The 19280-nt window shown below is 70.9% G+C and carries 19 protein-coding genes and 1 pseudogene; 9 read left to right on the forward strand and 11 right to left on the reverse strand.

Features of this window, described 5'->3' with window-relative positions:
• The first annotated feature begins 43 nt into the window (after positions 1–43).
• Positions 44–949 carry a Gfo/Idh/MocA family protein gene (locus ACQPZZ_RS12525; protein WP_432931747.1) on the forward strand — a complete coding sequence of 302 codons (906 nt, stop codon included), beginning with the start codon at positions 44–46 and terminating at the stop codon, positions 947–949.
• Between the two features lie 52 nt (positions 950–1001).
• Here the strand turns inward: ACQPZZ_RS12525 and ACQPZZ_RS12530 are convergent, their stop codons facing one another.
• Complete coding sequence (locus tag ACQPZZ_RS12530) at positions 1002–2324, reverse strand: Glu/Leu/Phe/Val family dehydrogenase (protein ID WP_432931749.1); 1323 nt, start codon at positions 2322–2324, stop codon at positions 1002–1004.
• Between the two features lie 256 nt (positions 2325–2580).
• Between ACQPZZ_RS12530 and ACQPZZ_RS12535 the strand changes: the two genes are divergently transcribed.
• Positions 2581–4164 (forward strand): alkaline phosphatase D family protein, encoded by a 1584-nt coding sequence (locus tag ACQPZZ_RS12535; RefSeq protein ID WP_432931751.1) that lies wholly within the window; start codon positions 2581–2583, stop codon positions 4162–4164.
• Here ACQPZZ_RS12535 and rocD read toward each other — a convergent pair.
• From rocD to ACQPZZ_RS12555, 4 genes are all read right to left on the reverse strand, one after another.
• The gene (gene rocD / locus ACQPZZ_RS12540) at positions 4133–5338 is read right to left on the reverse strand and encodes an ornithine--oxo-acid transaminase (RefSeq protein WP_432931753.1); all 1206 of its coding nucleotides are present in this window, start codon (positions 5336–5338) and stop codon (positions 4133–4135) included. The two genes, ACQPZZ_RS12535 and rocD, sit on opposite strands and share 32 nt — an antisense overlap.
• Entirely contained in the window at positions 5335–6189 is an 855-nt protein-coding gene (ddaH, locus tag ACQPZZ_RS12545; RefSeq protein ID WP_432931755.1) for a dimethylargininase, read from the reverse strand. Before ddaH ends, rocD begins: the two co-directional genes overlap by 4 nt.
• A gap of 116 nt (positions 6190–6305) precedes the next feature.
• Positions 6306–6746, reverse strand: a complete 441-nt coding sequence (locus ACQPZZ_RS12550; RefSeq protein ID WP_432931757.1) for an Lrp/AsnC family transcriptional regulator — start codon at positions 6744–6746, stop codon at positions 6306–6308.
• A 238-nt stretch (positions 6747–6984) separates the two neighbouring features.
• Complete coding sequence (locus ACQPZZ_RS12555; protein ID WP_432931759.1) at positions 6985–9162, reverse strand: DUF222 domain-containing protein; 2178 nt, start codon at positions 9160–9162, stop codon at positions 6985–6987.
• Positions 9163–9591: 429 nt separating this feature from the next.
• Between ACQPZZ_RS12555 and ACQPZZ_RS12560 the strand changes: the two genes are divergently transcribed.
• A complete protein-coding gene (locus tag ACQPZZ_RS12560) occupies positions 9592–9951 on the forward strand; it encodes a hypothetical protein (protein ID WP_432931761.1) in 360 nt (119 codons plus the stop codon).
• Positions 9952–9985: 34 nt separating this feature from the next.
• Positions 9986–10120 carry a hypothetical protein gene (locus ACQPZZ_RS12565; protein ID WP_432931763.1) on the forward strand — a complete coding sequence of 45 codons (135 nt, stop codon included), beginning with the start codon at positions 9986–9988 and terminating at the stop codon, positions 10118–10120.
• Between the two features lie 16 nt (positions 10121–10136).
• Here the strand turns inward: ACQPZZ_RS12565 and ACQPZZ_RS12570 are convergent, their stop codons facing one another.
• From ACQPZZ_RS12570 to ACQPZZ_RS12585, 4 genes are all read right to left on the reverse strand, one after another.
• Positions 10137–10718 (reverse strand): hypothetical protein, encoded by a 582-nt coding sequence (locus ACQPZZ_RS12570; protein WP_432931765.1) that lies wholly within the window; start codon positions 10716–10718, stop codon positions 10137–10139.
• 272 nt (positions 10719–10990) lie between these two features.
• On the reverse strand, positions 10991–11677 hold the full coding sequence (locus ACQPZZ_RS12575) for a DsbA family oxidoreductase (RefSeq protein WP_432931767.1): 687 nt from the start codon (positions 11675–11677) through the stop codon (positions 10991–10993).
• A gap of 32 nt (positions 11678–11709) precedes the next feature.
• On the reverse strand, positions 11710–12534 hold the full coding sequence (locus tag ACQPZZ_RS12580; RefSeq protein WP_432931769.1) for an MBL fold metallo-hydrolase: 825 nt from the start codon (positions 12532–12534) through the stop codon (positions 11710–11712).
• A gap of 29 nt (positions 12535–12563) precedes the next feature.
• Positions 12564–13568, reverse strand: coding sequence for a DMT family transporter (locus tag ACQPZZ_RS12585; RefSeq protein WP_432931770.1), 1005 nt, complete (start codon positions 13566–13568; stop codon positions 12564–12566).
• Between the two features lie 100 nt (positions 13569–13668).
• Here ACQPZZ_RS12585 and ACQPZZ_RS12590 point away from each other — a divergent pair, with 100 nt between their 5' ends.
• Positions 13669–14370, forward strand: coding sequence for a TetR/AcrR family transcriptional regulator (locus ACQPZZ_RS12590; RefSeq protein ID WP_432931772.1), 702 nt, complete (start codon positions 13669–13671; stop codon positions 14368–14370).
• 58 nt (positions 14371–14428) lie between these two features.
• Here the strand turns inward: ACQPZZ_RS12590 and ACQPZZ_RS12595 are convergent, their stop codons facing one another.
• Entirely contained in the window at positions 14429–15124 is a 696-nt protein-coding gene (locus tag ACQPZZ_RS12595; RefSeq protein WP_432931774.1) for a TetR/AcrR family transcriptional regulator, read from the reverse strand.
• Positions 15125–15188: 64 nt separating this feature from the next.
• Here ACQPZZ_RS12595 and ACQPZZ_RS12600 point away from each other — a divergent pair.
• The 3 genes and pseudogenes from ACQPZZ_RS12600 to ACQPZZ_RS12610 all read left to right on the forward strand — a co-directional run.
• Positions 15189–15857, forward strand: a pseudogene (locus ACQPZZ_RS12600) (ABC transporter ATP-binding protein); the annotation flags it as partial.
• A gap of 71 nt (positions 15858–15928) precedes the next feature.
• A complete protein-coding gene (locus ACQPZZ_RS12605) occupies positions 15929–16657 on the forward strand; it encodes an ABC transporter permease (protein ID WP_432931776.1) in 729 nt (242 codons plus the stop codon).
• A 70-nt stretch (positions 16658–16727) separates the two neighbouring features.
• Complete coding sequence (locus ACQPZZ_RS12610; RefSeq protein WP_432931778.1) at positions 16728–17636, forward strand: LysR substrate-binding domain-containing protein; 909 nt, start codon at positions 16728–16730, stop codon at positions 17634–17636.
• Between the two features lies 1 nt (position 17637).
• Here the strand turns inward: ACQPZZ_RS12610 and ACQPZZ_RS12615 are convergent, their stop codons facing one another.
• Positions 17638–18537 carry a helix-turn-helix domain-containing protein gene (locus tag ACQPZZ_RS12615; protein ID WP_363647604.1) on the reverse strand — a complete coding sequence of 300 codons (900 nt, stop codon included), beginning with the start codon at positions 18535–18537 and terminating at the stop codon, positions 17638–17640.
• Positions 18538–18758: 221 nt separating this feature from the next.
• Between ACQPZZ_RS12615 and ACQPZZ_RS12620 the strand changes: the two genes are divergently transcribed.
• On the forward strand, positions 18759–19253 hold the full coding sequence (locus ACQPZZ_RS12620) for an ATP-binding protein (protein ID WP_432931780.1): 495 nt from the start codon (positions 18759–18761) through the stop codon (positions 19251–19253).
• Positions 19254–19280 lie beyond the last annotated feature (27 nt).

Raw genomic sequence — 19280 nt, forward strand, 5'->3', positions numbered from 1 at the left:
GCCCGCCGGACCGTGGAGGCGACGCGCCGATAGGCTCCCCGGCATGAGAGTCGGAATCATCGGTTTGGGCGACATCGCGCGGAAGGCGTACCTGCCGGTGCTGGCGGCGACGCCGGGCATCGAGCCGCTGCTGTGCACCCGAGATCGGGCGGCTCTCGACCGGCTCGGGGACGCCTACCGCATCGGCGCCCGCTTCACCTCCCTCGACGACCTCGTCGAGGCGGGGATCGACGCGGCCTTCGTGCACGCGGCCACGGAGGCCCACGTCCCGATCGTGACCGCGCTGCTCGAGGCGGGCGTGCACGTCTATGTGGACAAGCCGCTCGCCTACGACGCCGCCGCCTCCGCCGGGCTCGTACGGCTGGCACGTGAGAGGAACAGGTCGCTGATGGTGGGGTTCAACCGCAGGCACGCCCCCGCGTACGCGGCCCTGCGCGACCTGCCGCGCGACGTGGTCGTGATGCAGAAGAACCGGCGTGACCTGCCCGGCGACCCGCGGACCGTGATCTTCGACGACTTCGTCCACGTCGCCGACACGCTCCGCTTCCTCGCTCCCGGGCCGGTCACCGGCACCGCGATCAGGACCGGGGTGCGGGACGGCCTGCTCGAACACGTGGTGCTGACACTCGGCGGCGACGGCTTCACCGCCGTCGGCGTCATGAGCCGCACGAGCGGCGCGGCGGAGGAGACGTGCGAGGTCATGGGCGGCGGCGGGAAGCGCCGCGTGGTCAACCTCGGCGACGTGGTCGACCACGCCGACGGCGAGACCGTCACGAGACGGGGGGACTGGGTCCCGGCGACCCGGCAGCGCGGCATCGAGCAGATCGTCGCGGAGTTCCTCGCCGCCGTCCGGGAGGGCCGGATCCTCACGGCCGACGACGCCCTGGTGACCCACGAGCTGTGCGAGGAGATCGTGCTGGCCGCCACGAACGCGGCGGCGACGGCCTGACCGCCTCCCGGAAGCCGCATATTCCCGGGAGGCGGTCGTCTCAGCCGTCTTTTCAGGGGTACAGGCCGCGCATCCGGTGAGCCTCGGCCACCCGCCCCACGCCGATCGCGTGGGCGGCCTGGCGGAGCGTGAGGTCGCGCTCCGCGGCTAGGTCCGCGACCGCCCGATAGGCGTTCTCGATCAGGTCGCGGAGCTTCACGTCGACCTCGCCCGCGCTCCACGAGTACGCCTGGGTGTTCTGCACCCACTCCAGGTAGGACACGATGACCCCGCCGGCGTTGGCCAGGATGTCGGGGACCACCGTGACCCCGTTGCCGGCCAGGATCAGGTCGGCCTCGGGCGTGGTGGGCCCGTTGGCGCCCTCCACGACCAGGCGGGCCCGTACGCGCGGGGCGTTGTCCGCCGTGATCACGCCTTCGAGCGCGGCGGGCACCAGCATGTCCACGTCGAGTTCCAGCAGGTCGCCGTGGGAGAGCGGGTCGGCGTCGCGGTAGCCGTGGACCGAGCCGGTCTCGGCGGCGTGGGCGCGCAGCGCGGCGACGTCGAGGCCGGAGGACCGGACGACCGCGCCGCCCGCGTCGGAGACGGCCACGACGCGGCAGCCGGCGTCGGCGAGATACTGCGCGGCCAGCGCGCCCACCTTGCCGAAGCCCTGCACCGCCACGGTGGCGCCCTCGGGGGAGCGCGCCCCGCGTGTCCGGGCCAGCGCCTGCAGTGCGGCGATCCGCACCCCGCGCGAGGTCGCGCCCGCGCGGCCCAGCGAGCCGCCGAGCGCGGTGGGCTTGCCGGTCACCACGCCGGGGACGGAATAGCCCGCGTTAGCGCTGTAGGTGTCCATGATCCAGGCCATGGTCTGCTCGTCGGTGCCCACGTCGGGCGCGGGGATGTCCTTCTCCGGGCCGATGAGCGGCAGGATCTCGTTGACGTAGCGCCGGGTGACGCGTTCGAGCTCACGGCCGGTCAGCGTGGCCGGGTCCACCGCGACGCCGCCCTTGGCCCCGCCGTACGGGATGCCGACGAGGGCGCACTTCCACGTCATCCACATGGCGAGGGCGGTGACCTCGGCGAGGTCGGTGGCGGGGTGGAAGCGGATGCCGCCCTTGGCCGGTCCGCGTGACAGGTTGTGCTGCACGCGGTGCCCCTGCACCACCTCCAGGCGGCCGTCCTCACGGCGTACGGGCACCGAGACCGTGAGCGAGCGGCGGGGCGTGGCGAGCATGCGGTGCATGCCGTCGTCGAGGCCGAGGAAGCGGGAGGCCTCGGCGAGCTGGAAACGGGCGGCGGCGAGGGCGCGCTCACCCGGTGAGGGGGCGTGGAGGCCGGGGATCGGAGACCGAACCCCCGACGCCGTTGTCGGGAAGTCCGTGATGGTCATCGCTGTCGTGCTCCTGTCGGAAGAGGGCCGCCCCCCGGACCCCGCGCGCCGTCGACGTTGACGAGCGCGGAAGACGGACCGGAAGGATCGACACGTGGATCAAACCGTGCGCCGGGTGATCGCGATATTGGCCAATAAGGAGATCGCCGGGGAAGATTTCGCCGTTCCGGCGCACAGATGACGCACGGACCGTGAGCGATGGTGGACAGATGGGCACAAGTCGCGCTTTGCCAAGCTTTTGCAGTAGACAGGGGTTGTGCCGGAACTTGTGCTGGGCCCGCTCCTGCGTCACGTGGACGCGGACGCCGCGACCGTCTGGGTGGAGACCTCCGAGCCCTGCACGGTCCGCGTGCGGGCCGGTGACGCCTGCTCCGAGGAGCGCACCTTCACGGTCCACGGTCACCACTACGCCCTGCTGGACGTCGGCATCGACGGCCCGGTGGCCTACGAGGTCGAGCTCGACGACCGGCGGGTATGGCCGGACGAGGGCCTGCCGCCGAGCGTGATCCGGCCGCTCACCCGCCTCGACCGGCTGGTCTTCGGCTCCTGCCGCACCAGCGTGCCCCACGAGGAACCGTACGTGCGCACGCACGGCCCGGACGTCCTGCGGGCGTACGGCCTGCGCCTGATGGAGTCGCCGGACGAGCGGCCCGACCTGATCCTGCTGCTGGGCGACCAGGTGTACGCCGACGAGCTCACCCCGGACATGAAGGAGTTCATCGCCGGGCGCAGGGACGACGGCCCGCAGGAGGTCGTCGACTTCGAGGAGTACGCCGAGCTGTACCGCCAGGCGTGGTCCGATCCTCCGGTCCGCTGGCTGATGGCCACGGTCCCCACCGCGATGATCTTCGACGACCACGACGTCAGGGACGACTGGAACACCTCGAACGTCTGGCGCGAGCAGATGGCCCAGGTGCCCTGGTGGGAGCGGCGCATCGTCTCCGGGCTCGGCTCTTACTACATCTACCAGCACCTGGGCAACCTGCCCCCGGCCGAGCGGGCGGCCGATCCCGTGCTCGCCGCGCTGCGGGCGGGCGGCGGGGACGAGGCGCTCGACGCCTTCGCCCGGCGGGCCGACCAGGAGCCCGACTCGGTGCGCTGGAGCTACCACAGGGACCTGGGCGGCAGCCGTCTCATCGTGCTGGACAGCCGCAGCGCCCGGGTGCTGGAGCCGGGACGCCGGCGGATGCTCGACCCCGGGGAGTGGGACTGGTTCGACAAGCACGCCACCGGCGACTTCGACCACCTGCTCGTCGGGTCCTCGCTGCCGATCCTGCTGCCCGCCGGGATCCACCACGTCGAGAGCTGGAACGAGGCGGTCTGCGACGGCATCTGGGGCCGCCGGGCGGCGCGGTGGGGCGAGCGGGTGCGGCAGTTTCTCGACCTGGAGCACTGGGGGGCCTTCCGCCGGTCGTTCGAGGAACTCGCGCACGTGGTGCTGGAGGTCGCCTCGGGCCGCCGGGGCAGGCCGCCCGCGACCGTCCTGCTGCTGTCGGGCGACGTCCACTACTCCTACATGGCCTCCGTACGGCGCCGGGGCGGCGGGCGCGTCCACCAGATCGTCTGCTCGCCGATCCGCAACCCGCTGAGCCGCACGCTGCGCTTCGCCAACATCGTGGCGTCGTTCGGGCTGGCGGGCGTGCTCGGCGGGGTGCTGGCGAGGGCCGGCGGCCTTCCCCGGGCGCCGTTGCGGTGGCGGATCAGCAAGGGACCCTGGTTCCCCAACATGATGACCGCCATCGACCTGGCACCCGGAGAGGCCGCGGTGACATGGTTCACCGACACCGGAGACCACGACGCGGTGCGGATCAGGCCCGAGCCTCCCGCAGCACCGCGCTGAGCTGCTCCAGCGCCCAGCCCAGGTCGTCGGCGGAGACGACGAGGGGCGGCGCGAGGCGGATCGTCGAGCCGTGCGTGTCCTTCACGAGCACGCCGCGGCGCATGAGGGCCTCGCTGATCTGCCGGCCGGTGCCGAGCGAGGGGTCGATGTCGACGCCCGCCCACAGCCCGCGCCCGCGCACCGCCACCACGCCGGGGCCGAGATCGGCGAGGCGCGCGTGCAGGAACGCCCCGAGCTCGCGGGCCCTGGCCTGGTAGTCGCCGGTCTTCAGCAGCCCGATCACCGCCTCACCGACCGCGCACGCCAGAGGGTTGCCGCCGAAGGTGGAACCGTGCTGGCCGGGCCCGATCACGCCCATCACGTCGGCGTTCGCGACGACGGCGGAGACCGGGACCACCCCGCCGCCGAGGGCCTTGCCCAGGACGTACAGGTCGGGGACGACGCGCTCGTGGTCGCAGGCGAACGTCTCCCCGGTGCGGCCGAGGCCCGACTGGATCTCGTCGGCGACGAACAGCACGTTGTTGTCGGTGCAGATCTCCCGGACCGCGGCCAGGTAGCCGTCCGGCGGGACCAGCACGCCGGCCTCGCCCTGGATGGGCTCCAGCAGCACGGCCACCGTGTTCTCGTCGATCGCCTCCCTGACCGCCTCGGCGGAGCCGTACTTCACCAGGCGGAAGCCGGGCGGGAAGGGACCGAAGCCGCCGCGGGCGTCGGGGTCGGTGGAGAAGCCCACGATCGTGGTGGTGCGGCCGTGGAAGTTGTCCTCCATCACGACGATGTTGGCCTGGTCCGGGGCGACGCCCTTGACCTCGTAGCCCCACTTGCGGGCGACCTTGATCGCGGTCTCGACGGCCTCCGCGCCGGTGTTCATCGGCAGGACCATGTCCTTGCCGCACAGCTCGGAAAGGCCGGTCACGAACGCGGCGAACCGGTCGTTGTAAAACGCCCGGCTGGTCAGCGTCAGCCGGTCGAGCTGCTCGCGGGCCGCCGCGATGATGGCCGGGTTGCCGTGGCCGAAGTTCAGCGAGGAGTAGCCGGCCAGGCAGTCGAGATACCGCTTGCCCTCCACGTCGGTGACCCAGGCGCCCTCGGCGGAGTGGATCACCACGGGCAGCGGGTGGTAGTTGTGCGCGCTGTGGCTCTCGCCGAGCCTGATGTGCTCCGCGGTCTTCATCGAATCTCCCTGCTCGGCCGGATCTCGAGGGTGCAGCACTTGGGACCGCCGCCGGCCTTGCGCAGCTCGCCGAGGTCGACCGGGACGACCTCGAAGCCACGGCGCTTGAGTTCCAGGATCAGCCCGGTCGCCTCGGCGTTGACGACGACGTTGTGGCCGTCGCTCACCGCGTTGAGGCCGAGCACCTCCGCGTCCGCGGACGTGGCGATCACGGCGTCGGGGAACAGCCGCCGCAGCACCTTCCTGCTGCCCTCGCTGAACGCCTCCGGATAGTACGCCACGTTGCGGCCGTCCAGCGGAAACAGGGCGGTGTCGAGGTGGTAGTACCTCGGGTCGACCAGGCGCAGCGTGACGATCGGCCGGCCGAGGAACTCCTGCGCCTCCATGTGCGCCGCCACGTCGGTGCGGAAGCCCGTCCCGGCCAGGATCATCTCGTCGAGCGTGAGGTAGTCGCCCTCGCCCTCGTTGGTGAAGGACGCCTCCAGTGTCTCGTATCCCCGCTCCGTGAACCACCGCAGGTAGGCCGGGCCCTCGGCGGCGCGCTCCGGATGGGCGAACCTCGCCCCGTAGACGCGTCCGTCGACGACGAGGGCGCCGTTCGCGGCGAACACCATGTCCGGCAGGCCCTCGATCGGGTCGATCAGGCTCACGGTGTGGCCAAGGCCTTCGTACGCCTGCCGCAGGCTCTCCCACTGCCGCAACGCCTTCGCGGTGTCGGTCGCCCTCTCGGGGTGCATCCAGGGATTGATGGAATACGAGACCGTGAAGAACTCGGGCCGGCACATCAGGAAATGCCGATCCGTGCCCCTGTGACCACTGTCCGTGGTCTCGGTGGCTGGCGCGAGTGTCATCGTCGACTCCAAGCGGGAAACCGGGTGAACGGGACTTCAGCGTAGGAATCGGAAGGCCACAAACCAATGCGCCCGCGTTGCGATCATGTGAGGATCGGTTGCGTCCTTCGGCCGTTCTACGGCGATTCGTTAATCAGCCTGGACAGCACGATCGAACTTTTGGTGCGCACCACGAACGGCTCGGCCGCCAGGCGCTCGATCACCCGCTCGACGTGCCGTACGTCGGTCGCGCGGATGTGCAGCAGCGCGTCGGCCTCGCCGGTGACCGTGCAGGCGGAGACGACCTCCGGGTGCCGGGACACGGCCATGCCGATCTCCGCGGGGGAGGTCTTGCCCCGGCAGTACAACTCGACGTACGCCTCGGTGGTCCAGCCGAGGGCCGACGGCTCCACCCGGGCGCTGAAGCCGGTGATCGCGCCGCTGGCGACGAGCCGGTCGACCCGCCTCTTCACGGCCGGAGCCGACAGCCCCACTTGAGCGCCTATTTCGGCGTACGTCGCTCGGGCGTCCTCGACGAGGGCCCGGATGATGGCGCGATCGAGCTCGTCCAACCTCACGTGGACTGTATACAGCCGCCGTGTCCGGCATGCCTCCCGGCCCGGCATGTCACCCCGGTCGGGCCTGTCGGCGGATCCGGTCGATCGAGTGCGGTGAACCCGGCCGGAGTGGCATGAGCACGTGGTGATCACAGGTGCGGGTTGTCGACGGCGGTTGAGAGGATCGTCGCATGACCGAGACCTCGATCCCGATGAGCCTTGTGGGCAGCGCGTGAGCAGCCTCTCGTCGCCCTGGTCGTCATTCCCGTACCTTCCGGGCTCGGGTGGGGTGGTGGTAGGTGAAGGCCCAGCGGTCTTTGCCGGTTGCGTGGCGGGTGTAGCGCTCGGGGTGCTGATAGCGGTCGCGGTTGTGGAACTGGCAAGCCGGGCCGAGCAGCTTCAGGTCGGTCAGGCCGCCGGTGCTCCAGTTGTCGGCGTGGTCGATCTGGCAGAGGGTGGCGGGCAGGGGGCAGCCGTCGATCCAGCAGGTGGCGTAGCGGGCGAAGACCGCCCGCCGCTGGGCCGGGGTGGCCAGTCTGACTTTTCGGCCCATGTCGAGGACCTGTCCGTCGGCGTTCATTACCAGGCGTACCAGGGTGGAGGTGCGGGCCAGGCGGTGCACGCCGGAGACCGGCAGCACCTGCCCCGTGGCCAGCAGCAGCCCCGGCGCCCTGCCCGGCAACGCCCCCAACAAAGCCCTCGGCCATGTTCCCAGCGCTGGCTCCGGGTCTGGGCCCGGCCCTTGCCCCGAATCTGCCTCAGGCCGTGCATTCGGCCCTGCCTCCGGGTCTGCCCCCGGCCATGTGCCCGGCTCATGAGGGCCCGGGTCATGGAAGTCCGGATCATGTGAGTGCTGCCCGCCGCGCACGTCGCCGTGGGCCGCGTCAGGTGTGCTCAGCCCATGTTGGGATTCCCCCGCGGGCCGAGGCCCGGCGTGGGCGTGACGGGCAGAAGCGCCCCACGCAGGAGGATCCGGCGGTTGCCACTCATCCCAGCGCGACCTACCCGACCGTGACTCGCTCTGCTGTGACTCACGCTGTCGTGACTCACGCTGTCGTGGCTTGCTCTGCTGGGGCTCGCTCGACCGCGCCTTCTCCGGCCGAGCCTCCTCCGACTGCGTCCCCTCGGGCTGTGTCCCTTCCTGCTGCTTGCTTCCCGGCTCGTTGCCCTCCGACTGTCCGAACCCGGCTGCGTCACCGAGGCCCGCAGCACCGGCGCCCAGAGCGACCGCGTCCGTTCCTTCGGCCTCGCCGGGCGCGGGCTCGACTGCCTCGGCAGGACCGACGGACTCGACTGGCTTGATGAGCGCGGAAGCGGCCGACTCAGAAACGGCGGGCCCGGGCTCTGCAACCTCGGTAGTCTCCGTGCGATCGCACAGGTCATCGCCCCGGCCGGCAGCGTCAACGACGTCAACGCCACCGGCGTCATCCGCGCCACTCGGGTCATCCGCGTCAGCGGCGTCGTCCACGCTGCCGGTCTCCCCGGCCTTCTCCGCGTTCCGGCCGCCCTCGGGGCCCAGGACGTTGTCGGCGTCTGCGGTGTCTTCGGCGTCCTGAGTGTCCAGGCGGCTGCCGAGATCCTCGGTGTCGCCGGCGCCAGCGTCCTCGGGCTGGTCGTCCTGGTCGCCCTGGCCGGGGACCGGATGGTTGGCGTGGTCGCACTGGTCGGGGACGGCGGCGTCGTTGGGCGGGTCGGTGACCGGGTCGGTGGGGAGGGACTCGGCGTTGACCAGTACCAGAAGCTCAGCGACGATCTTCTGCTCCAGCAACGCGATCAACGCATCGGCCTGACGTACCCGCAGCGGCCGGTCATCACCCTCCGCCCGGGGCCGGGCATAGGCATCCAGCAACGCCCGCAACCGGGCGGCCGCCTCACGCGGCAGATAAAACTCCCCCTCCAGCCCACCACCTCTGCCGGGGCGGACCCGCAGAAACCGCCGCCCGTAATCGGCCCGCTCATCACGCTCGTCCCCATCAGGGTCCAGCACCGCCCGCAGATACCGGCCCGCCCTGGCCACCTCCGCCGGCCCCGCCCGGCCCGCCAACTCCAACAAAATCGGCTCAGCCAGCCCCACCTGCTCACCGGTCAGATGCTCGGTAGCCATACAGACGGCCTCCACCACCCCCGCCGACAACTGCCCGCCCGCAAACTTCTCCCGCACCCGCGGCAACCGCGCCAACTGCACGCCCAACGTCAGCAGCCGGCCCGCCCCCGCCACACTCAACCCACCCGCGGTACGCAACCAACTGCGGGTCGAGGCATGCCCATGCTGCCTGGCCTGCCCCGCCCGATGCACCCGCCCCACCCGATCCGCCAACGCCGACGTGATCCGATCCCGGGCGAACAACAGGTCCTCGGCCTCGGCCAGGCAGACACCGGCATCGTCCGGAACCGGCGCCAGCGCCAACGCCTGCGCCGACTCCCGCAACGAGGCCACCAACACCCACGACGACCGGACCCCCGACGACCGGCCCCGGCCCCGACCCGCACCACCACCCGCATCCCCGGCATCCCCGACAGACCCGGCACCAGCCGAACCAGCCGAACCAGCCCCGGCACCACCGCTACCGGCGGCGCTTGCGCCATCGGGACCCGCGGCACCACTGGAACCAGCCGCGGAAGCGGCCCTGGAATCGTCGCCAACAGGACCGGCGGCACCAGCACTTCCGGCACCGGCGCTGTCGGCACCAGCGCTGTCGGCACCGGTGCCGACAGCGGCGCTACTTGCGGCAGAGCCGACCGTGGCCGCATCCTCCACCGCATCGGTCGAACCGATCTCGACTGAACCGCCGACGCCTGCACCGGCACGGGCTGAACCGTCACGCGCGCCCTCGGGACCCGGCCTCCGCGGGATGCCGCTCAGGAGATGCCCGACGGGGCACTCGTCACGGGCCAGCGAACCCTCCAACGACCACAAAGGGGAATCGGCGATGAGGCGATCCCACCAATCGCCGTCGGCATTCTTCGAACGACGGGGGCGGCCAAGATTCTGCTCGAACAGATCCATCGCACCCCCTTCAAGCGATTCGAATACCTGTATGAATTCTTTCACCGCCTCATCACCCACAACAACCATGAGCGGCGAATAGTTGGAGCGGCAGGTCGCCACCGGGAAAAAGGGGCAATAGCGCACAACGCAATGACGTGGCCAGGGATGTCCACTTCGAATCACTATCGAAATGATCTGGAAGTACTCGTGATCGTTTCTCATCGCCCGCCGGAGTAGCGAGCGCGGCTCCGGTCTGGGTGTACACCGGCGGGTGATCGAGCAGACGATCGCGTTGCTGCACCGGTTCGGCCGCCCGCGCATCCGCTGGGAGAGCCGCGACGCCATCCACCAGGCCTTCATGACGCTCGCCGCCGCCATCATCGGCCGGCGACGCCTCGTCCGCTGATCCTTCTGTCAGTACCTCACTCCGGGATGGGGCCCGAGAACGCCAGGTAGGGATGTTCCGCATCCAGCCACCGGCGGTCCAGCCTCACCCCTGTGGCCAGCTCGACAGCCGTCAGAAAACCTGCCTTCCAGTTCCAGCCGTCGTCCCTTCCGGTCCAGTCCTCATCCTCGACGTCCAGAAAGAACTCGCTCATCGTCGTCACTTCGGGCCACCACGCCAAGTTCGGGTGATCTTCAGGACGTCCCGGGAACAATCCGTCGATCGATAAAAGGACTTCGCCGTCGACAGCGAGGGACAGGCGGTTCACGGAGTCGACGTTCCACCAGGCGCTGTAAACCCGGGCACGGGACGCAAGCCGCCGGAGCGCTCCGCCCGGGTATCCGAGATGGTCGAGCCCGTACAGGACGACCGCCGCGCCGGATCGGTCCACGACCGCGCACGGGCCCGGGCGGGACAAGGGAAGGTTGACGATGTGAGGATTCGCCAATCGGGGCAGCTCATAACTGATTCCCCCGCCCAGCCGTGCGCCCACGTCATCCAGGCTGAGAGAGCCCGCGTCATCGGGAACCACGACCGCCCAGGACAGCGCCACATCCACCTCTGGCTCACTGACAAGCCGTCGATAGTGTGCGTACACCTCATCGGTCGAAGGCCATTGGACATTCACGTGATGGCCTCTCAGATCATCGGTGGGTGAGTGGACGATGATCTTTGCATAATCGAGGGGCCCTCGGAGGTCTTCGGCGGGCAATCTGGATCATGCCCGCCGGCGCCGGTGAGGAGCGCATGACCGGGCCCGCACGAGCGCGGCGGTTGACCGACCCTGAGGGCCGGACACCGGCTCACGCTCGTCCGGGCGGTGACTGCGGGTCAGGTGGCGGCGCGCTTGAGGATGTCCTCGAACACGTGCGGGTCGTCGGAGGAGACGACGGGCCAGCCGATGCCGTACGCGCCGGCCCAGCCGACCTCGATTCCGGGGTTGGCGTGATCGGTGCCGTCCGGCAGGAACAGGTGCGGGCTGCAGTTCACCTGGTCGGTCGCCGCGACGGCGGCCTGCTCGGACAGCGTTCTGCGTGCCCGGCCGTCGTCGAGGGCGGCCGCCAAGGCGTCCACGTCCACCACGCCGGTGGACGCGGCGGCGTCCAGGATCACCTTGCGATGGCTGATGCACCGCGACTCCGCCCAGAAGGCCCTGCGCAGCGCCAGGTCGAGCTGCTCGGACGCGGCGAAACCCTGCTCCTTGGCCGCCTGGACGGCCTCCAGCGCGGGCAGCGTCGTGGACGGGTACAGCCAGTCCTTCGCCTGCCACAGCTGCCACCCCGCGCCGGGCTCGAGCGAGGCCATCCGGGCCACCTCGCTGTCGGTCCCCGGCCGGGGGCTCGGCGCGTCGTTGAGCAGTTCCAGAGGGAAGGCGCGGTGGTCGAAGCGGACCCGGTCGGTCAGGCCGAGCCGTTCCCGGGTCGTGTGCAGCCGGTGCACCGTGATGTGCGCGAAGGAGCACCAGATGTCGGAAAAGATGATGATGGTGCCGGGCTCGGGGGTCGATATCGTCGTCATCGGCGTTCTCCTTGTGTCGTGTCCTGTGTCGCTCAGGCCGCCCCGGCACTGAGCGGAGCCCCCTCGTGCTCGGCGAGCACGGCCTCCACCAGCACGTCCTCGTCCGGCAGCCACGGCGTCATGGAGGGCACCTCACGCAGGGTCTTCACGAGTGTCTCGGTGCGCTCCACGACGGTGGCGCCGTGCGAGCTGAGAATGTGGCGGGGCGCCAGCCGGACCAGGTCGTCCAGCACCGCGTCGAACTTGGCCGGGTCGGCCAGCGCGGTCCAGGGGGCGTTGGCCCTGGTGAACAGGGCCATCCCGGCGAGGTAGTCCCTCTCGGGGACGTCCTGGGCGTCCTGCGCCGGCCCCGGCAGGATCGCCCCGAAGCTGTCCGCGCTGAAGAGCGAGCGGGTGGCGTGGTCGTACAGGGCCAGCGTCGAGGGGGAGTCGTAGGCGGGCGGGCGCAGCAGGGAGACGATCCTGCCGCCGAGGTCGAGCGTGCGGCCGGGGTTGACCCGCAGGACGCGGTTCGGGGGCACGTCCCACTCCTCGCCGAGCCGCGCGACGGCGAGGCCGTTCGTGACGAGCCTGGCCCGCGGCGCCGCCATGAGGATCTCCTTGAGGTTGCCCGCGTGGTCCCTGTCGTCGTGCGTGAGCACGATCCAGCGCAGGTCCTCCGGGTCGACCAGGGACCACAGGGCCTCTTCGAAGTGGCCGCGGTCGATGGCCATGCCGGTGTCGACGAGGATCGGCTGGGGACCACGGATCACGTAGGCGTTCACCGGCAGCAGGCCGGCGCCGCTGATGGGGAGGGACGACGGCAGCGTGGTGACGCCGGGCGCCGCCTCGTACGGGCTGCGCAGATAGGAGGTCATCGAGAGGGTCCTTTCCGCGGTGGGTTCGCTCAGGTGAGCTGGACGAGCACCGAGCCGGCGATGAGCAGCGCGAGCCCGGACAGGCGCGGCGCGGTGAGCGGACGCCGGGGCAGCCGCAGGAAGCCGTGGTTGTCGATCACGGCCGAGGCGACCTGCTGCCCGGTCACGGTCAGCGCCACGGTGGTGGCGGCGCCGATCGTGGGGATGAGCGTGAAGGTCGCGGTGACGTACGCTGCGGCGCAGGCGCCGCCGAGCCAGCCCCACCAGGGCATCGTGCGCAGCCCGCCGAGTTGCGGCCGGGGGGTGCGGCGGGTCGCCAGCAGGACGACCAGCACGACGGCGATGGTGATCGTGGCCACGATGAAGCTGATCATCGCGGTGGTCACCGGCTCGTGGATGTCCTTGCGCAGCGCGGCGTTGACCGCTCCCTGCACCGGCAGGACCGCGCCGGCCACGATGCCCAGCAGGATCCAGCCGCCCTGGCCGAGACCGTTCGCCGCGCCCACGGCGGCCGGGGCGGTGACGGTGGCCGTCCCGCCACGGGAGGTGGCGTCTGTCGCCGGTACCGCCGGGGCCGGCGACCGCGCCGGGCGCTGCCCACGGATGATCACCGTGATGCCGGCCAGCACCGCGAGCGCCCCGAGCGCGATGCCGAGGCTCGGCGGCTTGCGTGCGACGCCGAGCAGGCCGAACAGGTCCAGCCCCAGCGACGCGAACATCTGGCCGGTCACGAACAGCCCGGCCGCCGCCAGAGCGCCGAGGCGGGGGAAGAGCAGGATCCCGCTGGTGATGTAGAGCGGGCTGGCCAGGCCTCCGAGCAGGTGCCAGACCGGGACGTCCGGCACGAGGCGGACCGCGCCGATCGCGCCGGCGGCGACCGCGAGGAGCGCCAGCAGGGCGGTCGCCACGCTCAACTGCAGGGTCGAGGCGCCGTACGGCGTGCCGACGGCCTTGTTGAGCTGGAGGTTCACCGAGGCCTGTACGGCCAGCAGGCAGCCGGCCAGCAGCGCCGAGGCGAGGAACAGGGCATGCATGGCAGTCCTCTACGACGTAAGTGGACGTGATGTCCGGATGAGCGTAAGCGACAAATGGACACTGTGTCCACATGACTGTGTGAGGGGCTACCATGTCGTCATGGCCAACGGGTTGACGGATCCCGGCGGGAACCGGGCGAACGGCCGCGTTCCGCCGGAGGGGACCATGCCGGCCGGCACCGGCCGGGAACTGCCCGTGCTGGACCTCGAACCGGGCCGGCCGGCGCCGGTGCGGGAACGGGCGGACGCCGCGCGCAACCGCATGCGGGTGCTGAAAGCGGCGGAAGAGCTCTTCGCGACGAGAGACGCCAGGCACGTCACGATGGACGAGATCGCCAAGGCGGCGGGGGTGGGCCGGGCCACGCTCTACCGGCGCTATCCGGACCCCGCGTCGATCGCGACGGCCCTGCTGGACGAGCACGAGCGGCAGGTGCAGGAGCACATCCTGAGCGGCCCGCCGCCGCTCGGCCCGGGGGCCTCACCCGCCGACCGGCTCGCCGCCTTCCACGTCGCCATGACCGATCTGCTGGAACGTCACCTGCACCTCGTCCTGGGGGCCGAGACCGGGAGCGCGCGGTTCGCCACCGGCGCCTACCGCTTCTGGCGGGCGCACGTGCGGATGCTGCTGACCGAGGCGGGGGTGCCGGACCCCGACGCGATGACGGACGCCGTGCTGGCGCCGCTCGCGCCCGAGGTCTACCAGTTCCAGCGGCACACCCTGGGCCTGTCGCAGGCCCGCGTGACCGAGGCGCTGGTGTGGAGCGCTCGCCGGCTGGCGGGAGGCGGGGCGCCGGGGAGTTGACGAGTGCCGCTCGTCGCGAGTGCGGAGCCGGATGGATGCGTCGTTCTCCCCGAGAGCATCACAAATTCTGCACATTCCGGGCTTGGCAGCTGGCGGAAGGCGAGGCCGGCGGCGAGGTGTCCCACCGGACGCAGTAGTCGCCGATCCCGTGCTCCAGCAGGTCGAAGGCGCGCTCGGCGTGCTCCCTGATGTCCGCCCTGATCAGCGCCGCGTCCTCGCCGGCCATCCGCCGCATCGCGAAATGGCGGGTCAGCGTGCGGACGACGGCGCAGATCTGCGCCGACACGAGCCAGGGGGTCAGGTCGTCGGGATCGGCGTCGGTCGCATCGGCGAGCGTGCGGGCCAGCCGCTCCTCCCGGTGCACGTCGAGCATGCGTACCCGTGACTGCAGTGCCGGGCTCTCCCTGACCCGCTGCGCGAACAGGTCGGCACCCTCGCTCATCCCGTAACGCCAGTCGCCGGCGTCGAGTGCCTCGAAGAAGTCGCGCCGCACCGCCTCGACCGCCGTCTCGCCCGCGCGGCGCTCGCGCACGGCCCGGGCCAGCAAATCCTCGGTCTCCTCGCTGCGGTCGAGGAACATGTCCTCTTTTGTTCGGAAGTAGTTGAAGACAGTGTTGACCGACACGTCGGCGGACCTGGCCACCTCGGCCACCGTGACGTTGTCGAAGCCCCGTTGCAGGAACAGCCCCATCGCGATGTCCGCGATGCGCTGCCGGGTCTCCCGCTTCTTCCGCTCCCGCAGGCCCTCTTCCATGCTTCGATTGTAAGGGTGAACGCAATCTTTAAGTGACTCCAAATTTGGTGCTACTCTACCCGGCATGATTCACGCCAGAGGACTCACCAAGACCTTCGGCCCGACCGAGGCCGTCCGGGGGATCGATCTCGACGTCTCCGCGGGGGAGATCGTCGGCTTCCTCGGACCGAACGGCGCGGGCAAGACCACCACGCTGCGCATGCTGACCACGCTGCTGCGGCCGACGTCCGGCACCGCCACGGTCGCGGGCGCGGACCTGTTCGCCGACCCCGCCGGCGTACGCCGCCGCATCGGGTACGTCGCCCAGGGCGGCGCGTTCGCGCCGTTCTCCCCGGTGGGGGAGGAGCTCGTGCTCCAGGCCCGCCTGTACGGCCTGAACAGGGAGGAGGCCCGCGAGCGGGTGACCGCCCTGCTCGCCGAGCTGGACCTGCCCGGGGTCGAGGAGCGTACGACGGTCACGTTGTCGGGCGGCCAGAAGCGCCGGCTGGACATCGCGATGGGCCTGCTCCACGGGCCCGAGTTGCTCTTCCTCGACGAGCCCACGACCGGGCTCGACCCGCAGAGCCGGGCCAACCTGTGGGACCACGTGCGGCGGCTGCGCGAGCGGGACGGCCTGACGGTCTTCCTCACGACCCACTACCTGGAGGAGGCCGACGCGCTCTGCGACCGCCTCCTGATCATCGACCACGGCCGGATCGTCGCCGAGGGCACCCCGGGCGAGCTGAAGTCCGAGCACGGCGCGCGCACGCTCGACGACGTCTTCCTCGCCGTCACCGGCCGTGAGCTGCGCGAGGGAGCCGCCGCGTGACCGCCCTCGCCGCCCTGACCGGGCACTACCTGCGCGCGTCCTTCGGCAACAAGTTCAGCCTGGTCTTCAGCGCTCTGCAGCCGTTCCTCTATCTCGTGCTGTTCGGCCCGCTGTTCGAGCGCAGCGGCGTGGGCTCGTGGGCCGTCCTCGTGCCCGGCCTGCTGGTGCAGCTCGGGCTGACGAGCCCGGGAATGGCGGGCTTCGGCATCGTGTTCGACCAGCGGTTCGGCGTGCTCGAACGGATGCGGGTCACGCCGGTGAGCCGGGTGACGCTCCTGCTCGGCCGGGTGCTCAGGGACGGCGCGGTGATGCTGATCCAGGCTGTGGCGATCATCGTGGCGGCCTGGGCGCTGGGGCTGCGTGCGCCGCTCGCCGGGGTGCTGGGAGCGCTGCTGCTGATCACCGTGCTGTCGGTCGGCATGGCGTCGCTGTCGTACGTGGCGGCGCTCACGATACGGCAGGAACTGTTCGCGCCCGTGATGTCCACCGTGGTGATCCCGCTGATGCTGCTGTCGGGCGCACTGCTGCCGATGTCGCTCGCCCCGGCCTGGCTGGACGTGGTGTCGCGGCTAACGCCGTTCCGCTACGCGGTCGAGGGGATGCGGGCGCTGTTCGCCGGTTCCTACGCGTCGGCCGCCGTTCTGTGGGGGGTGGTCGTGTCCCTCGCCTTCGCCGTCGTGGGCGTCACCCTGGGCACCCGTCGTTTCCAAAGGGAAAACGCCTGATCAGGGCCAGGGAAAGGCATTCGAACTTCATACCGGTTTGCGGGCGCCGATGGGCACGGAGACGGTCACAATGGGTGGCGTGGCGGACGTCAACTTCACCCTCGTCCAGCTGCGTTACTTCGTAACCGCGGCCGAGCTCGGCAGCATGACCGCGGCCAGCAGAGAACTCATGGTGGCGCAGTCGGCGATCTCGGCCGCCATCGCGCAGGTGGAGCGGGAGCTGGGAGTCCAGCTCCTGATCCGCCACCACGCCCGCGGCCTGTCGCTGACCCGCGCCGGTGAGCGTTTCCTCGTCGAGGCCCGGGAGTTCCTGTCCCACGCCGCCGCGCTCGCCCAGTCGGCGCGCGGCCTGGCGGGGTCGCTCACCGGTGAGCTCGCCGTCGGCTGCCTGACCACGCTCGCGCCGTTCTACCTGTCCCGGTTGCTGCGCGAGTTCGCCGAGCGGTATCCCGGGGTGCGGGTCAGCGTCGCGGAGGGCGAGATCTCCGGCATGGAGTCGGCCCTGCTCGACGGGCGGTGCGAGGTCGCCCTCGTCTACGCCATCGACCTCGCCCTCGACCTCGACATCCGCCCGCTCACCCGGGCCAGGCCGTACGCGCTGCTGCCGCCGGAGCACCCGCTGGCCCGGGCGGAGGCGGTGTCGCTGGCGGACCTGGCCGCCGAGCCGATGATCCTGCTGGACCTGCCGCGCAGCCGCGACTACTTCCGGACGATCTATCCCACCGAACCGCGCGTGCGGTTCCGTACGTCGAGCTACGAGACGGCGCGCTCACTGGTGGCGGGCGGGCACGGCTACTCGATACTCAACCAGCGGGCCGAAAGCGACCAGACCTATGACGGCGGCCAGGTGGCGTGCGTCCCGATCAGCGACGACGTGCCCACGCTCGACGTCGTGCTCGCCTCGGTGCGCGGTGTGCGGCCCACGGCCCGTGCGGTGGCCTTCGCCGAGACCTGTCAGGCGTTCTTCTCCAGAGGGTGATTCACCCGAGGTCGGCGAGCAGTTCCTCCAGGAACGCGCCGGTGTGCGTGGCCGGCCGGGCGTCCACGCACAACGCGTTCATCACCTGCGTGTACGCCTCGGTGTCCTCGGCCTTGTCGAGATAGAGGGCGCTGGTGAGCTGCTCCAGGTAGACGACGTCGGGCAGCTCGGGCGCGTCGAAGCGCAGAATGGTGAACGGCCCCCCGCACGCCGCGTGCCCGGCGTGGTCGAACGGCACGATCTGCAGCGTGATGTTCGGCTGTCTGGTCACCTCGATGAGGTGCTCCAGCTGGGCCCGCATCACCGTGCGGCCGCCGATCGGGCGGCGCAGCGCCCCCTCGTCCATCACGGCCCACAAGGTCGCCGCCTCCGGCCCGGTCAGCCGTTCCTGCCTGCGCATCCGCAGGTCCACGCGCCGGTCGACGTCGTCGGCGTACCGTCCCATGGTGCCGCGCAGGACGAGGGCCCGCGCGTACTCGGGCGTCTGCAGCAGCCCGGGGACGTGCTGCAGCTCGTAGCAGCGGATGACGGACGCCGCCTCCTCCAGCCCGACGTAGAACTCGAACCAGCCCGGCAGCACGTCGCTGTACTTGTGCCACCAGCCGGGGACGTTCGCCTGCCGCGCCAGGTCGAGCAGCACGGCCCGGTCGTCGGGATCGGTGATGCCGTAGAGGGTGAGCAGGTCGGAGACGTCCCGCTCCTTGAAGCCGACCCGGCCGAGCTCAAGCCTGCTGATCTTGGCGTGTGAGGCGCGGATGGTGCGGGCCGCTTTCTCGGGGGTGATGCCGCTCTCCCGGCGCAGCCGCCTGAGCTGGGCTCCCAGCAGGAGCCGCAGCGCCGTCGGGCCGCCGCGGGCGATCCCGACCGGTACGGGGGCGGGGCCGTCCGCCTGTGCCTTCACGTGGTCTCCATGGGCATGTCCGGAAGAATCCCTAGTGAACCAATCGGGTTGATCATCCTACCGGACCCCGCTGAGGCCTTCTTTGCAGGGAACTCGACGGAAAGTCGGGGGCGCACGACATTTGCACGTGCAAGCGTGCTTGCATCCGCAAGGCACAGGGCAAGATACACGACGGCAGGGAAATTCACATCATGTAATGGGTGAGACCTGAGGGATCGGCGATGACTGCAGACCTGGCAGGCCCGGGAGCCGCGACGGCGCCTCCGTGGTTGACCTCGATGTTCGAGCGGGACGAGGTCGCCGGATTGTCCCTGCCCCCGTCGGCGACGTGCACCTTTCACGGGCGCACCACGTCTGCCGCGGCGGCCCGTGACTTCACCGCCAGGACGCTGCGCGGCTGGGACCTGCCCGGTCTCGTGCCGGACGCGCAGATCGTGGTGTCGGAGCTGGTGACGAACGCGTTGCGGCATGCTCCCGGCGAGGCCGCGGACGGGCCGCCGATCCGCCTGAGGCTGGTGAGACACCGGTTTCATATCGGCTGCGGCGTGAGCGACGCCAGCGCCCGGGTGCCCGCGATCTCGCCCTGGAGCGACCTGTCGGAGTCGGGCCGGGGGCTGCACCTGGTCGAGGCGCTGACCGCAGCCTGGGGATGGATCCTCACACGTGGCGGGGGCAAGGTGGTCTGGGCGCTGTTCGACGCCTCGCCCGCCGCCTGACCAGTCCGCCTGTTGACCAGTCCGCCT

The organism is Microbispora sp. CA-135349 (assembly GCF_050947365.1).
GTDB lineage: Bacteria > Actinomycetota > Actinomycetes > Streptosporangiales > Streptosporangiaceae > Microbispora.

What these genes read in the sequence shown, in the direction of transcription:
- ACQPZZ_RS12620 (WP_432931780.1), top strand. Translation starts at nt 18,759, where the DNA reads ATGACTGCAGACCTGGCAGGCCCGGGAGCCGCGACGGCGCCTCCGTGG.
- ddaH (WP_432931755.1), bottom strand. Translation starts at nt 6,189, where the DNA reads ATGACACTCGCGCCAGCCACCGAGACCACGGACAGTGGTCACAGGGGC.
- ACQPZZ_RS12595 (WP_432931774.1), bottom strand. Translation starts at nt 15,124, where the DNA reads ATGGAAGAGGGCCTGCGGGAGCGGAAGAAGCGGGAGACCCGGCAGCGC.
- ACQPZZ_RS12525 (WP_432931747.1), top strand. Translation starts at nt 44, where the DNA reads ATGAGAGTCGGAATCATCGGTTTGGGCGACATCGCGCGGAAGGCGTAC.
- ACQPZZ_RS12560 (WP_432931761.1), top strand. Translation starts at nt 9,592, where the DNA reads ATGCCCGACGGGGCACTCGTCACGGGCCAGCGAACCCTCCAACGACCA.
- ACQPZZ_RS12590 (WP_432931772.1), top strand. Translation starts at nt 13,669, where the DNA reads ATGGCCAACGGGTTGACGGATCCCGGCGGGAACCGGGCGAACGGCCGC.
- ACQPZZ_RS12575 (WP_432931767.1), bottom strand. Translation starts at nt 11,677, where the DNA reads ATGACGACGATATCGACCCCCGAGCCCGGCACCATCATCATCTTTTCC.
- ACQPZZ_RS12530 (WP_432931749.1), bottom strand. Translation starts at nt 2,324, where the DNA reads ATGACCATCACGGACTTCCCGACAACGGCGTCGGGGGTTCGGTCTCCG.
- ACQPZZ_RS12610 (WP_432931778.1), top strand. Translation starts at nt 16,728, where the DNA reads ATGGGTGGCGTGGCGGACGTCAACTTCACCCTCGTCCAGCTGCGTTAC.
- ACQPZZ_RS12580 (WP_432931769.1), bottom strand. Translation starts at nt 12,534, where the DNA reads ATGACCTCCTATCTGCGCAGCCCGTACGAGGCGGCGCCCGGCGTCACC.
- ACQPZZ_RS12585 (WP_432931770.1), bottom strand. Translation starts at nt 13,568, where the DNA reads ATGCATGCCCTGTTCCTCGCCTCGGCGCTGCTGGCCGGCTGCCTGCTG.
- rocD (WP_432931753.1), bottom strand. Translation starts at nt 5,338, where the DNA reads ATGAAGACCGCGGAGCACATCAGGCTCGGCGAGAGCCACAGCGCGCAC.